The 13,610-nt window shown below is 70.1% G+C and carries 11 protein-coding genes and 1 tRNA gene; 4 read left to right on the plus strand and 8 right to left on the minus strand.

What is annotated here, in order from left to right:
* The first annotated feature begins 68 nt into the window (after positions 1–68).
* Positions 69–1,931 carry a DMT family transporter gene (locus M4V62_RS24360; RefSeq protein ID WP_249589351.1) on the plus strand — a complete coding sequence of 621 codons (1,863 nt, stop codon included), beginning with the start codon at positions 69–71 and terminating at the stop codon, positions 1,929–1,931.
* 58 nt (positions 1,932–1,989) lie between these two features.
* On the opposite strand, the gene M4V62_RS24365 is transcribed toward M4V62_RS24360, so the two are convergent.
* The 3 genes from M4V62_RS24365 to M4V62_RS24375 all read right to left on the minus strand — a co-directional run bounded on the left by M4V62_RS24365 (position 1,990) and on the right by M4V62_RS24375 (position 5,743).
* Entirely contained in the window at positions 1,990–2,874 is an 885-nt protein-coding gene (locus M4V62_RS24365; protein WP_249589352.1) for a MerR family transcriptional regulator, read from the minus strand.
* Between the two features lie 70 nt (positions 2,875–2,944).
* Positions 2,945–3,580 carry a hypothetical protein gene (locus M4V62_RS24370; protein ID WP_249589353.1) on the minus strand — a complete coding sequence of 212 codons (636 nt, stop codon included), beginning with the start codon at positions 3,578–3,580 and terminating at the stop codon, positions 2,945–2,947.
* A gap of 90 nt (positions 3,581–3,670) precedes the next feature.
* Positions 3,671–5,743 carry a transglycosylase domain-containing protein gene (locus M4V62_RS24375; RefSeq protein WP_249589354.1) on the minus strand — a complete coding sequence of 691 codons (2,073 nt, stop codon included), beginning with the start codon at positions 5,741–5,743 and terminating at the stop codon, positions 3,671–3,673.
* 455 nt (positions 5,744–6,198) lie between these two features.
* Between M4V62_RS24375 and M4V62_RS24380 the strand changes: the two genes are divergently transcribed.
* Positions 6,199–7,362, plus strand: coding sequence for a hypothetical protein (locus tag M4V62_RS24380; RefSeq protein ID WP_249589355.1), 1,164 nt, complete (start codon positions 6,199–6,201; stop codon positions 7,360–7,362).
* A gap of 42 nt (positions 7,363–7,404) precedes the next feature.
* Here the strand turns inward: M4V62_RS24380 and M4V62_RS24385 are convergent, their stop codons facing one another.
* From M4V62_RS24385 to M4V62_RS24395, 3 genes are all read right to left on the minus strand, one after another.
* Positions 7,405–7,713, minus strand: a complete 309-nt coding sequence (locus M4V62_RS24385; protein ID WP_249589356.1) for an antibiotic biosynthesis monooxygenase family protein — start codon at positions 7,711–7,713, stop codon at positions 7,405–7,407.
* A 40-nt stretch (positions 7,714–7,753) separates the two neighbouring features.
* Complete coding sequence (locus M4V62_RS24390) at positions 7,754–8,377, minus strand: TetR/AcrR family transcriptional regulator (RefSeq protein ID WP_249589357.1); 624 nt, start codon at positions 8,375–8,377, stop codon at positions 7,754–7,756.
* A 277-nt stretch (positions 8,378–8,654) separates the two neighbouring features.
* A tRNA-Arg gene (locus M4V62_RS24395) sits at positions 8,655–8,727 on the minus strand.
* 328 nt (positions 8,728–9,055) lie between these two features.
* Here M4V62_RS24395 and M4V62_RS24400 point away from each other — a divergent pair.
* Together M4V62_RS24400 and M4V62_RS24405 are read left to right on the plus strand one after the other, a co-directional pair.
* Positions 9,056–9,811 carry a HEAT repeat domain-containing protein gene (locus M4V62_RS24400; RefSeq protein WP_425575125.1) on the plus strand — a complete coding sequence of 252 codons (756 nt, stop codon included), beginning with the start codon at positions 9,056–9,058 and terminating at the stop codon, positions 9,809–9,811.
* Positions 9,805–10,881, plus strand: coding sequence for a MerR family transcriptional regulator (locus tag M4V62_RS24405; protein WP_249589358.1), 1,077 nt, complete (start codon positions 9,805–9,807; stop codon positions 10,879–10,881). The genes M4V62_RS24400 and M4V62_RS24405 overlap by 7 nt, the downstream gene beginning before the upstream one ends.
* Positions 10,882–10,893: 12 nt before the next feature.
* On the opposite strand, the gene M4V62_RS24410 is transcribed toward M4V62_RS24405, so the two are convergent.
* Together M4V62_RS24410 and M4V62_RS24415 are read right to left on the minus strand one after the other, a co-directional pair.
* A complete protein-coding gene (locus M4V62_RS24410) occupies positions 10,894–13,011 on the minus strand; it encodes a pectinesterase family protein (protein ID WP_249589359.1) in 2,118 nt (705 codons plus the stop codon).
* 101 nt (positions 13,012–13,112) lie between these two features.
* Positions 13,113–13,553: a MarR family winged helix-turn-helix transcriptional regulator gene (locus tag M4V62_RS24415; RefSeq protein WP_249592968.1), complete on the minus strand. Its 441-nt coding sequence runs from the start codon at positions 13,551–13,553 to the stop codon at positions 13,113–13,115.
* Positions 13,554–13,610 lie beyond the last annotated feature (57 nt).

Consider the following 13,610-nt stretch of genomic DNA (forward strand, 5'->3'; position numbering starts at 1 on the left):
GGGTGTTCCGGGACGGACCCCCCGACCACGCTCCCCGGCCGGACAGAACGACACGGGGAGTGCCGTAAGTGGCCACAGCGGAGCCGACGCGAGCCGACGACGCCGATCCTGATTCCGGCACCGGTGGCGGCACCCGCACCGGGGGGCGAATACAGCTGCCCGCCCAGCGCCGAGCCCACCCCGAGGCGCCCGAAGAGGCCCCCGGGTGGATGCGGTTTCTGCGGCACCCCGTGACCATCACGACCCTCACCGCGGCCGTCCTGCACGTCCTGTGGTTCTTCACCTTCGCCAACAGCGGCGGAGACCTCGCCGCGCAGGACGCCTGGGCCGAGTTCGTCGGGCGGCACCCCGACTCCGCGTACAACCTCGCCTGGTACGGCGGGATGCACCCGGTGTCGTACAGCGTCGTCTCGCCGTATCTGATGTCGGTGCTCGGCGTCCGGACCACGATGATGGTCGCCGGTACGGTCTCCGCCGCGCTGCTCACGATGATCCTCATCCGCAGCCGTGCGGTGAAGCAGCCCCTGTGGCCCGCCTTCGCGGGTGTCTTCGCGCTGTTCTGCAACGCGGTGTCGGGCCGCGTGACGTACGGCCTCGGTCAGATGTTCGCGCTGATGGCCGTCGCCGCCGTCTTCTGCTGGCCCTACCGCTGGCGCTACAAGCGGTGGGCGAAGGCTCTGGTCGCCGCGCCGTTCGCCGCGCTCGCGACCATGGGAAGCCCGGTGGCCGGGCTCTTCGTGGGCCTGGTCGCCGTCGCGCTCTTCCTCAGCAAGCGCTACCCCGGTGCGTACGCGCTCGGGCTCGCGCCCGCCGTCGTCGTGGGCCTGTCCGCGTGGCTCTTCCCGTTCTCCGGCACGCAGCCGATGTCGTTCGGGTCGGCGTCACTGCCCCTGATCTGCTCCGGCCTCGTCTTCTTCCTCGTACCGAAGCAGTGGAAGACCGTGCGGATCACCACCGCGGTGTACGCGGCCTTCGTGCTCGGCGTCTGGCTGATCAACTCGCAGATCGGCTCCAACATCAGCCGCCTGGCGATGTCCTTCGCGGGTGTCGCGTTCCTTGCCGCGCTGCCGTTCACGGTGAAGAAGTCCCGCAAGTGGTACACGATCGTCATGGCGCTCGTCGCCTTCACCGGCTGGGTCGGGTTCAAGGCGGTCGACGACATAGTGCACACGACGCCCCAGGCCTCCTGGACACGTGAGCTCGCGCCCCTCGTCAACGAACTGCAGGAGGTCGGCGCCGAGAAGGGCCGCGTCGAGGTTGTGCCCGCGCGCAGCCACCGCGAGGCATCCGCGCTCGCGCCGTACGTGAACCTCGCCCGCGGCTGGAACCGCCAGGCGGACATGGAGCGCAACCCCCTCTTCTACGACGACACCCTCAACTCCGCGAACTACCACGAGTGGCTCCAGCGCTGGTCCGTGCATTACGTCGTGCTGCCCAAGGGCGAGCCCGACGGCGACGGGGGCAAGCGCGAGGCCGCGCTGGTCGAGCGGGGCCTGCCGTATCTGAAGCAGGTGTGGGTGGACTCGAACTGGCAGTTGTACGAGGTCACCGACCCGACCCCGCTCGCCGATCCGCCCGCGGTCGTCGACCGCGCCGAGGCGGGCGGCATGACGATCGAGGTGAAGGAGGCGGGCCGCGTCCTGATCCGCGTCCCGTACTCGCCGTGGCTCAGCCTCGTCGACGCCGACGGCAAGGGCGTCGAGCGGCCCAAGGAGACCGATGAGTCCAAGCGGCAGCGCGAGAACGACGAGGACGCTCCCCAGGAGTTCGACAACCTCAACGGCTGCCTGATGGAGGCCGAGGAGGACGCCGAGGGCGACAAGTGGACCGAGCTGCTCGCTCCCGGCCCCGGTGTCTACCGCCTCGGCGCCCCCTACCAACTGCCTCGCGGCACCGCCTGCCCGGAGGAACTGCGCGAGAGCGTGCGCTAGCGGTTCGCGGGCTCGCTCACCTGCTCGGCCTGTTCACCCTGTTCACCTGTTCACCTGTTCACTCGCCCACGGGGAACGCCACGTCGCACACCTGGTCCTCCGGGCCGGCCGTGTCCCACTCCACGAAGTAGATCTCGCGGCACGGCCCCGTGACCTTCAGGCCCTCGCGGGCCACCCATGCCTCCACGGCCTCGAACGCGCCGAGGATCTGCGGGTAGGAGACCTGGGCCTTGGTGATGCGGGTGTAGGCGATCCGGCGTGCGGGCTCCACGCGGTAGCTCGTGCCCCGCTCGCGGCCCGCCTTCTGTGCCCACGCCCGCGCGGCCGCCGCGTCCCTGACCGGTACGCAGGCCTCCGCGGGGCCGTCGCTGTCCTGCGTGACCTCCGCGTGGTAGACGACGAACGGCGAGTCCGCCATGCCGCCGCACTCGCTCTCGGCCGCCTCCTCCAGGCGACGTGTCGACGCGTCGATCCAGACCGGCAGCTCTTCGGAGAGCACGTGCCTGCTCTCGCAGATGACGTGCTGCTCCGGCACGTCGACGGTCTTGACCTCGAAGTCTTTCGCGTACATCTCAAAACCTCTCTCGGACAGTCGTCCACGGAGGTATCCCACGAGCGTGCGCTGCTCAGCGTGCCGCTCCTCGACGTCCGCCCAGTACGCGGCGACCGCCCGCCCCGCCTGCTCGCCGTCGAGCCGTACCGTCGCGGCGATGTCCGCGAGCGGCATGCCCAGGCGGCGCAGCAGGACGACCATGCGGGCGTGCTCCACCTGCGCCGGGCGGTAGTGGCGGTAGCCGGTGGACTCGTCGACGTACGCCGGGGTCAGCAGTCCGAGGCGGTCGTACAGGCGCAGTGCCTTGGGCGAGAGCCGTGCGCGGGCGGCGAAGTCGCCGATGGTGAGCAGCGGTTCGCCGCCCTCACGTACCTGTGCGTGCGCGTCCATGGGGGAATCCTCCGTCACCGGGCCCCTTGGCCCGGCACGCAGGACGATGGGCTCTGCCCCAGGGGGAAGGTCAACCGGCGTTCGGGGGAGGGGTGCCCCGGTAGCCGTAGTACGCCTGCGCCTCCAGCCATCGGCGGTGCCTGCCGCGCCGTACGCCGACGATGATCGCGATGCCGGCGCCCGCGAGGAGGCCGAGGAGCGGCACGACGACGGTCACGACGATGCCGCCGACGAAGGACGCGAGGTCGGCGTCGTCGCCGGGTGCGAAGGTGAGGGCGCCGCGTGCGTCGTCGCACATGACGCGGTAGTCCGCGTCCGTGTCCGTCTTCAGCACGAACGCCCGCTGCCACTCGACGCTGCCCTTGGTCACGGTGAAGCTGCTGTCCGGCGTGGTCACGCGCGGTGCGGAGCCTGAGGGGCCGGAGACGACCTTGCAGTGCGCACGGGCGATGAAGGGGCTGCGTACGTAGATGGCGGCGTGGTCGTCGGGTCCGATCCGCAGCGTGACGGACTGCCCGCTCGCGAACGCCTCGCCGTCGTCGACGGAGTCCACGGTCGAGGTGAGCGTCAGGACGAAGCTCGCGATGCCGATGCCCACGCAGATCGCTGCGATCACCCCCGCGACGACGAACCACCGCCGTCGCGGGCGCAGTTGCCGCGCGTCGATGCGTGGCGGCGGCCCCGGCGGTGGCCCATAGGGATACATATCGGAACGATGACAGCCGATCGACGGCGGGGGAAGGCCCCAAGGACGAGGGCGAGGACGAGGACGAGGACGAGGAACGGAACGGAACGGCTATGAACCGCCGTCAGTGGACGGGGAGTTCACATAGTCCTGCCAGATCCGCACCGGAAAGACGTTCCCGTGCTGCGAACGCGCCCCGCCCACGCCCGACATGGGCATCAACTGCGCCTGGCCGCCCGCGCTGGTCCGGAACATCGTCACGGCGGTCGACAACTCCTCGGTGCTGGCGGTGAACCAGGCCGACCGGAGGCGGTCCTGGTCACCGGTGCGCCCGGCGACGACCGGACGCTGGACGGACGACGCGCCGACGCCCCGCATCGCGCCCGCGACCTCGTCGGCCACATCCGGATCCAGCGCGCGCCGCGCGCCGGGCCGCGCGAGCCCGCCGACGGTCTCGTCGTCCTTGACGACCTTGGTCACCGAGTAAGGGTCGTGCTGCAGGCCGCGGTTGACGAAGGTGCTGTAGGCACCGGCCATGCGGATCGCGCTGGGGGTCGACGTACCGATGGGGAAGGTCTTCTCCAGGCGCGCCATGCTGTCCTCGAGCAGCCCGGACGAGACGGCGGTGCGGCGCACGCGCTCCAGGCCGACGTCCTTGCCGAGGCGTACGTAGGTGGCGTTGCCGCCCTTGGCGAGGGCTCGGCGCAGGGTGGGGTGGGCGGAGTCGGGCCCGCTGGTGCCGCTGCCGAGGGTGGGAGTGGGGGCGGCGACGCCCGAGCCGTCCGAGCGGGCGCCCTGGAGCAGGCCGTCGTCGCCGTAGAAGCTCCCGGTGGACACGGGCTGCCACCGCGTGCTGCGCCCGGCCGACGTACGGAGGCCGTGCTCAAGGGCGGAGGCGAGCACGAAGGGCTTGAAGGCGGATCCGACGGGGACGCCGGAGGTGTCGGCGTTGTTGGTGAAGTGCCGGGTGGCGTCGGCCCCTCCGTACAGGGCGACGATGGCGCCGTCGGACGGCCGCACGGAAGCGGCACCCACCTGCACGCCCTTGTCGGCCGGGCGCTTCTTCGGATCGATGTCGCGCTCGACGACGCGCTCAACCGCGCCCTTCAGGCTCCGCACCTTGTCCTTGTCGAAGGTGGTGTGGATCTTGTAGCCGCCGTGCGCGAGGTCCTTGTCGGTGAGGGTGGTGTGCTGCTTGACGTACTTGTTCGCGACGTCGACGAGGTAGCCGGTCTGCCCGCCGAGACTGGTGGTCCTGGACTCCTTCTGGGGCTCGGGATAGACGGTGAACTTCGCCCGCACACCGTCCTTCATCAGGCCGGACCTGACCTGCCGGTCGAGGATCCACTTCCAACGGGCCACGGAGCGGCGGTGGTTGGCCTCGCTGACGGAGGGGTCGTACTGCTCGGCACCCTTCAACAGGGCGGCGAGTGCGGCACCTTGGCTGGGGTTCAACTGCCGTGCGGGGATGCCGTAGTAGGCATGGGCGGCGGCTTCGATGCCGTAGGCGCCACGCCCGAACCAACTGGTGTTGAGATACCCCTGGAGGATCTCGCGCTTGCTCTTCTTCCGGTCCACCTTCAGCGCGATGACGAACTCCTTGACCTTCCGCGTCACCGTCTGGTCCTGGGAGAGGTAGGTGTTCTTCACGTACTGCTGGGTGATGGTGGAGCCGCCCTGCGTCTCCTGGCCGCGGACCATGTTGACGGCGGCGCGGGCGAGACCCTTGGGCGAGACGCCGGAGTCGCTGTAGAAGGTGTCGTTCTCGGCGGCGATGACGGCGTTCTCGACGGCATCGGGAATCTCCGAGAGCCGCACGTTCTGCCGGTTCACCTCACCGGTGCTCACCATCTGGGTGCCGTCGGCCCAGTAGTAGACGTTGGCCTCGCGCTGGGCGGTCGCGTTCTCGTCGGGGATGTCGACGGATGCGTACACGAGGGCGAAGAGGCAGCCGAGGGCGGAGAGCGTGAGGGTGAGGGAGCCGAGGCCTTGCCGCCAGGAGGGAATCCACCGCCGGATGCCGCGTCTGCCGTGACGGGGGTAGTCGATGAGGCGTCGACGGAGGTGGAGGCGGTGGAGGCGGTGCAGGCGAAGGCTGCTGAGGCTGCTGAGGCGTGGCTTGCGGGCGCGGGGGTGCTTGGGCTTCCTGCGCGTCGCGGGCTTCCCCTGAGTGTGTGTCCCCATGGTGGAGGAGAGGGGGCGCGGGGGCGGTGTGGTTGGCCGGGACCGTATTAGGGGGACGTAACAGCGGGGGCGATGGCGGGGCGATGGCGGTGAGGCCCTGGTGGCAGGGCCCGGCCGCGGCGGCTCCCCTTGGCCACGGCCGGCCCGCCTCAACCATGGGGGTCGACGTGCGGGAGTGCGCCGATCTCCATGGGAGCTCAAGAACCGTGACGTCGGTCGTTGGTCGTTGGTCGTTGGTCGTTGGTCGGACCGGCGAGGTCCGATGCCGCCGGTTCACGTGTCGGGTTCCCAGGGAGAGGCACTCAACACAGGTTGAATGCGCGAATGCCGATGCGCCCGGCGCGGCACGGCCCGGCCCGGCAGCTCGTACGGGGGACGGGGGTGGGAAGTCGGCATTGCGCGAGCAAGCGGCGGCACCTCCTGCGAGGCTGTGTCGCGTGACCTATGCAGTGAGTGTGGATACGCGGATAGCCAACGGCACATCGGAGATGGACGAGCTGCATCGGGTCGGCGCCGGCGCTCTCCTTGAGGACGGCTTCGACTCCGTCGAGGAGATTGAGGGCCCCGACGGGATGGAGGTGAAGGTCCTCGACACCTTTGTGGGTGTGTATCCCGGCGGGGCGCTGCTCAAGGTCTTCGTGGACGCCCCGGCACTGGAGTTCGCCGAGGAGGCCGTACGCGAACTGGTGGAGGAGCTGCTCGACCGCACGGAGCTGCTCGCCGACTGGACCGTCGAACGATGCCAGGTGGAGCTGCAGCCGGACCTGGCGAAGGAGAGCCTGGACGCGGCGGACGGCCCGGACGCACCGCCGGACGACGTCGAGTCCCGCCGCGCGCGGCTGATGGGTCTTGCCGGGGGAGCGGCGTCGGCCCAGGAGACAGGGACGACCATCGACTCCGACGCGATCCGCTCCAAGATCCGCAGCATGGCGCCACGGCTGGCGGCGTTCGGCTCGGGAATGTTCGGTGGGCCGGGGCCGGGGCCGGAGGGGCCGCCGGAGAGCGACGACTCCGGCACCACGACCGAGGGGGACGCCGAGCTGGCGGCGGGGGCATTGATCTGGGGCATGGACGTACTCCTGGACGAGCTGTTCCAGGACGCGTACGCGCTGGACCGCGACGGAACCAACGTCGCCGAGTGCGACCGCCCCATGTGGCTCCTGGACGAGCTGCCCCCGCGCTACGCCCTGCAGTACGACGCACGCTTCGCCCGCCGATTCCTGGTGACGGCGATCGCGCTGACCACACGGCTGACGGAGGGCAGCTTCCAGCAGCTGAGCTGCGTGGCCGAGGAGCTGACGCTCAGGCTGCTGCTGCGCGAGGCGGCGGCCACGCTCGACACCTTCGGCCTCCTGGACGAGGGCGTCTCATCGGCGCTGGGGTGCTTCGCCGATCTGGTCTACGAGGACATGGACCACGAGTGGCTGTACGACGAGGCGATGGACGGCATGGACGAAAGCGATACGGACACGGCCATCGGCATCACCCCCATGGGCCCCATGGGCATCGCGACCTGGTTCACCCCCTTCGACAAGGACCGGTACATCCATCCGTACGCGGCGGACGAGCCTGACGGCTCCGAGGGCTCCGAGGGCCCCGAGGGCGAGGGGACGGACTGAGGCAGGAGGCGCCATCTCACGGAGGCGGTTCGCAGTCGTCGCTCAGCAGCACTCGGCGACAACCTCGTAGAAGCCGGGGCTGGCGCTGGCGAAGGTTGCTGCTTCGGAAACGGAGGCGACCACCGTGGGGTTGGCGCCGGCGGCCTCACAGGCTTCGACGCTGTCCCAGTGTGCGATGTTGATGAGCTGGAAACGCGCGTCCGGCAGCAGGGAGCGGTGCAGCCGGACGTCGCGGAACCCGGGGGCTGTTCTCATGAGGGCTGCGCGTTCACGCCACTGTTCGACGAACTCGTCGGCTCGTTCGGCGGATATCTCGATGACGTTGATGAAGGTGACGCCCTGATCAGTCATGGGAGGTTCCCTTTCCGGTGGTGTCGTCCTGTCGTATTTGCTACTGGTGCAGCAGGCCGACGAGTGTCTCGGCCCACCAGCTTTCGACGCGGGCAGGCGTCCAGTGACGTTCGACTGTGAGCGTGGTGTAGACGTCGACGTTGCACAGCGCGGCGTAGACGTCGAGGGCAGCGGACAGGCTCAAGCCAGGTCGCAGCGTGTCGGCGGGCCAGGTGGAGAAGACCTCGCTGCGGAACTGGTCGGCATCGCGGCGGGTCTGGTCATAGACAGTCGCGAGCTCGGCGTCGGTCCGGCCTGCTTCGCGAATCAGCCTGACGAGGTCGCCGGCGTGCTCGAAGAGCCTTCGGTCGTAAGCGGCCATCGCGGCCAGTTGCCGCTCGGGCGCCGAAGACGCCTCCAGCTCGGCGAGCAGCTGGGGCATGTCCGCGGACAGGTCCGCCGCATCCACCAGGGCCCGGACCAGGCCGGTCTTGTTCCCGTAGGCCGCGTACACGGTGGGCACCGACACGCCTGCCTCGCGCGCGACTTCACGCATCGTGGTCGCCGCCCAGCCTCGAGAGACGAACAGCTGACGCGCCGCACCGACGATCTCGACGCGGGTCTGATGCGCCTGGGCTTGCCGACGCTGTGAGTCATAGCCGCGACGCTCCGGTGCTTCTGCCACGCCTACGCCTCCTGGACGCCTCATATATTGAATAGAAGGGACGTTAAACGAATGTGGGACGGCGCGGCAAGAGGCAAGAGGTACACGTGTGAGGCGAGGCTGGTGATCTACGTGCCCAACGGCCCGGCAGGCCGAGTCGCAGCCGTCGAGGCGCTCGCCCCTGACCAGCCGACCGCGGACCGCAGGGCGGCAAGATGCGGCGTAGATGTCAGCAGTAGATGTCAGAAGTAGATGTCAAAGGCCCCGGACCAAGATCGGTCCGGGGCCTTTTCCCTTGTGCCCCCGGCAGGATTCGAACCTGCGACACCCGCTTTAGGAGAGCGGTGCTCTATCCCCTGAGCTACGAAGGCGAGGCATGGTGGCGTGGCCTCTGGAAGGCCGTGCACCGCGGCCAGTGTAGCGGGTGGGCTCGTGCCGGGGTTATTGAGTTGATCACCCCGCTTCTGGGGTCCATGAAGTGAGGTGGACCGGGTCTCCGCGTCGATCCGTGGCGGCCCGCCCTGTCCCGCACGTGCCGGGTGCTCGCGTGCCGGACGTGCTGGCCCGCGCGGCCAGCCACGGCCGCCCGCCCCCCCCGTCGACGTGTCAGGAAAGGGGCTTTGACCTGCGGGTTTTTCGATTTGCGGGGCCCGGGCTTGACCTTGACACAGTGATAAGGTTTCCACTCGGGTTCAGGAGGTGGTCCCGATCAATACGGCCCATACGACCCCGCTGAACACCCGAGTGGCCAATGCCCTGGGCGCCGAGGACTCCTCGGTCCGGCTCAAGGCGGCGCTGGCCGTCGGCTCGAATCCCGACCCCGCATTCCTGGACCTGCTCGTCGAGCGGTGCGCGGTCGAGCCGGACTTCTACGTGCGGGACATGCTGTCCTGGGCGCTGACCCGTCTCCCGCCGGAGATCGTCCTGCCCCGGATCCGCCCGGAGCTCGACTCGGAGGTCGACCAGGCCCGCAGTCAGGCGCTGCACACGCTCTCCAAGATCGGTGACAAGAGCACATGGGCCTGGATCACCTGGGACATGCTGCGTGACGCCGACGACGAGGTCGCGCGTACGGCTTGGCGCGTCGCGGTCGTCCTCGTGCCCGAGGGTGAGGAGAAGGGGCTGGCCGACGAGTTGGTCCCGCAGCTCGGCCGCGGTGACCGCGACGTGCAGCTGAGCCTGAGCCGGGCCTTCGTCGACCTCGGCGACGTCGTCAAGTCCGCCCTGGAGAAGGCTTCGGAGAATCCCGACCCGGACGTGGCCGCCCACGCCCGTGCCACCGAGATGCTCCGGCAGGACCCGCAGACCGGTTTCGACACGGCCATTGAAGAGGCGAAGCGCGTGGTCCGGCTCGGCCCGGAGCGAGCCGCCGATGCTGCTGCCGCCGCCGATGCTGCCGCTGCCGCCGCGCTCGCGTCGGCGGGCACCGAGGCTACGGAGGCCGCGGATTGCTGATCGGTGATGTGGCCCGCCAGTCTGGGGTGAGCACCCGCATGCTCCGGCACTACGACGCCCTGGGGCTTGTGCGTCCCACGGGCCGCACCGGCGGTGGCTACCGCGAGTACTCCGCCGAGGACATCCGCAGGATCTTCCACGTGGAGAGCCTGCGGTCCCTCGGCCTCTCGCTCAAGCAGATCGGGCGCGCCCTCGAGGACCCGGCCTTCACGCCGTCCGCCCTGGTGAGCGACCTCATCCAGTGGACTGAGGACCGCCTGGCGCGGGAGCGGGAGCTGCTCGACCGGCTCCGTGCGATCGACGCGTCGGCGCCCACCGGCTGGGAGAGCGTCCTGCGCATCGTCGAACTCATGCGGGGGCTCAACTCGACCAGCGCCGCGCGCAGGCAGCAGGCCGTCCTGGCCCGCCCGGAGGGCGTTTCGGTCCCCGCCGAGCTGCTGGCCGCGGCGGTCCTGACCGAAGCCGACCCCCACGTCGCAGGCGCCCTGCGCTGGGCGCTCGCCCGGTCGGGAGGCGACGGCGTGGCGGCGCTGGACGCCGGCGCGCACTCGGCGGACGTGGACATCCGGCGGCGCGCGGTCCTGGCGATCGCCGCGATGACCGAGGCTCCGGGTGCCACCGCGGTGCTCGCGGACGCCCTCGGGGACCCGGACGCGACGGTGCGCAGGCACGCCGCGCTCGCTCTGGGCAGGCACGGCGTGACCGCGGCCGTGCCCACCCTCGTCGGCATGGTGGTCGACGGCTCGAACGACGTCGACGCGGCGGAGGTCCTGGGAACGCTGTCCCGGGACCCCGCGTGCGCGGACCGGATCACGACCGCCCTGGCCGACGAACTCGCCGTGCCCACCGCGGACTCGGCGACGCGGATCCGCCTCGCCCAGGCGCTGGTCGAGCTCGCGGGAACCACCGCGCAGGAGGTCCTGCGCGAACTGGCCCACGACGGCGACCGTGCCGTCGCCCTCGTCGCCTCGGCCCTCGTCGGAGTTCTCGAGGAGCGGTCGTCCTCCGAGGACCGCACCGACGAGGACCGCACCGACGAGGTCCGCACCGACGAGGGGCCCGTTCCGTGAAGTGAGCCGTGCTCAGGCGGGGTTGAGCGCGGTCGGGTTCCAATTGCCCAGCCAGTCAGCGATTTCCTGGTTCCTGGCCTGCGCGTCCGTCAATTGCGGGCGGTCTCCGCTCGCCGTGCCCGACCCCGCACCCGTGTTCTTGTACTCCGCGAAACGGTCGTCCTTCCAGGGGAAGCCGCCCATGTCCGACCACGGAGTGGTCCTGATGGCTCCGCTCAGGGCGGAGTCGCGGACCGTGGTCTGCGGGTCGAGCGTCGCGTCGCCGCCCGCGTGCCAGTTGCGGCCCAGGTAGAAGCTGCGGGCGGACACGTCGCCGGTCACCGTGGTGTTCGTGATCAGGAAGCCCTTGCGGTCGGCCGGCGTGCTCGGAGCGGTTACGTAGCCCTGTGACGTGCCGTCCCAGCGCTTCTTGAGGGTGATCACCGAGCGGTCCACCACGGCGGTGGCCCGGCCGAAGATGAAGTCCGTGTTGCCCACCACGTAGGAGTCGCGGATGTAGGCGCGGCCGAGCTTGTCCTTGGCCGCCGTGTCCAGGAGCAGGGTGTCCTGGTCGCCCTCGACGATCACGCCGTCGAGGAACGCCTTGTCGGCGGCGGTGCGCAGGGCCACCGCCTGGTGCCCCGCGAGGTTCTGGTTGGCCTTCTCGTCGAAGTCGTTGGAGAGGGTCAGGTTGCGGGCCTGGAAGTCATCGGCCTCCGCGGCCACGGTCGCGCTGCCCGACGTGCCGTAGGTGCCGGAGCCGTCCGGCTTGGGGGTACCGGCGGCGTTGTCGTACACGATGACCGTGTCCTTGCGGCTGCCGCCCGTGCCCTGGAGGGTGACGTGCGGCTTGTTGGCCGGGATCTTCACCGTCTCGCGGTACGTGCCCGGTGCGATGGAGACCACCACCCGCGAGGAGTTGTTCGCCGGTACGGCGTCGACCGCGGCCTGCACCGTCCTGTACCGGCCGCTGCCGTCCTTCGCCACGGTGAGGGTGGAGGAGGCGGCCTCGGCGGTGACGCCGGTCGCGGCGCGCGGGCCCGTCCCCGCCTTCACCTTGGCCGGGACGTCCGCCGCCTTGTCGAGCGTGTAGGCGTAGAAGCTCTTGGGGTCGAACGCCGTGCCGCCGCTCTCGTTGCGCCCGCTCGTCCCTACGAAGACGTTGCCCCGCTGCACGACCGCCGCCGAACTGTCCTTCGTCACAGGGTTGTTGAGGCCCTCGAAGTAGCTGTTCTCCAGGACCATCTTCGTGTTGCCGCGCGAGTAGTTGCCGTACGACGACGTGATGTCCGTGCCCGCGACGTCCTGGAGGTAGTTGTTGTAGAGGTGCGCGTGGGCCACGTTGTCGGTGGACGGGTTGCGCTGCTCCGTCTCGCGCAGCCAGTTGTGGTGGATCGTGATGTCGGCCGTCGTGTTCTCGGTCCAGCCGATGCCGAACGTCTTGTTGTTGTCGCTCAGCTTGTTCCAGGACACCGTCAGGTAGGTCGTGTCCTTGCGGCTGTCGATCAGGCCGTCGGCCATGTGCCGCAGGTCGTTGTGGTCGATCCAGACGTGGTGCGCGCCGTCCATCTGCACGGCGTCGAAGTCGTGCTCCTTGTCGTTCCACGTGCCCGCGTACGAGTCCCGGATCGTCAGGTTCCGGAGGATGACGTTGTGCACGCCCTGGCCCAGGAAGAAGCCGCCGCCGACGATCTGGCCCGAGGTGCCCGAGCCCACGATCGTCTTGTCCGAAGCGACCTTGATCTCCTTGCCCTTGGGGTCCATCGTGATCGTCGCGGCGACGACGATGACGTACGGATCGGCTGCGGTCGCGTACTTCTCCAGGTCCGCGAGGGTCTTGACGGTGACCGTCTTTCCGTCGCGTCCGCCGTAAGTCCCGTTCTGGCCAAGGGCGTTGACCGAAGCGAAGCCGTCGGCCACGTCATCGGCCATGCCATCGGCCACGTCGTCGGCCGCCGACGCGGCACCAGCAGCGGCACCAGCCGCCGTGGCCGCCGACGCCCTCGGCTGCGCGTCCTCGCCGAACACCCCGAAGGCCGTGCCGTACGTCAGGCCCGCCGCGGCCGCCATGGCCACCGGGATGCCGACCGCCAGGCTCAGCCGGCGCCTGCGGTGCCGCGCGGCCCTGTGCTCATCCTTGATCGCTCTCATTGCCTCGTCCGCCCTGGTGATGGTGGGTGTGCGTCTGCGTCTGCGTTGCGCAGGGCAGTCGCCGCCACCGGGCGGATTGGTTGCCGGAGCCGCCGGGTCGGTCAGTCGGAGCCGTCCCGCTCCGCGAGGTCCGCGTCGATCGCCGCCCGCAGATCCGCGAGCAACGTCTCGAAACGCGCGAGGAGTTCGGGCGGGTACTGGGCCATCGTCGCGTCCATGCGCCCCGCGAGCGGCGTGAAGAACTCGTCGGCGCTTTCCCGGATGCCGGGGCGGCTGTGCAGCGTGACGACGCGGCGGTCGGTGTGCTCGCGGGTGCGGTCGATGTGGCCCGCGGCTTCGAGCCGGTTCAGGAGCGCGGTCGTGGCCCCCGACGAGAGCAGGATGCGTTCGCTGAGGCGGGCCGGGGAGAGCGGGGTGCCGTTGTCCTCGGCGGTGACGATCTCCAGGAGGGCGTCCGCGTCCGTGGAGTGCAGGCCGAGCCAGACGGCGAAGCGGCGGCTGAGCTCGTTGTAGCGCTCGCCGTAGCCCCTGAGCCCGTCCATCAGGCGCTCGCGCTGCGCCGTCACCTCGCCGGGTGTCGGTTCCTCCGTCGCCACCGC

The sequence above is a fragment of the Streptomyces durmitorensis genome (assembly GCF_023498005.1).
GTDB lineage: Bacteria > Actinomycetota > Actinomycetes > Streptomycetales > Streptomycetaceae > Streptomyces > Streptomyces durmitorensis.

Coding starts and splice junctions, on each gene's coding strand:
- M4V62_RS24365 (WP_249589352.1), bottom strand. CDS start 2,874: ATGGACGCGCACGCACAGGTACGTGAGGGCGGCGAACCGCTGCTCACC.
- M4V62_RS24375 (WP_249589354.1), bottom strand. CDS start 5,743: ATGGGGACACACACTCAGGGGAAGCCCGCGACGCGCAGGAAGCCCAAG.
- M4V62_RS24385 (WP_249589356.1), bottom strand. CDS start 7,713: ATGACTGATCAGGGCGTCACCTTCATCAACGTCATCGAGATATCCGCC.
- M4V62_RS24415 (WP_249592968.1), bottom strand. CDS start 13,553: ATGGACGGGCTCAGGGGCTACGGCGAGCGCTACAACGAGCTCAGCCGC.
- M4V62_RS24410 (WP_249589359.1), bottom strand. CDS start 13,011: ATGAGAGCGATCAAGGATGAGCACAGGGCCGCGCGGCACCGCAGGCGC.
- M4V62_RS24370 (WP_249589353.1), bottom strand. CDS start 3,580: ATGTATCCCTATGGGCCACCGCCGGGGCCGCCGCCACGCATCGACGCG.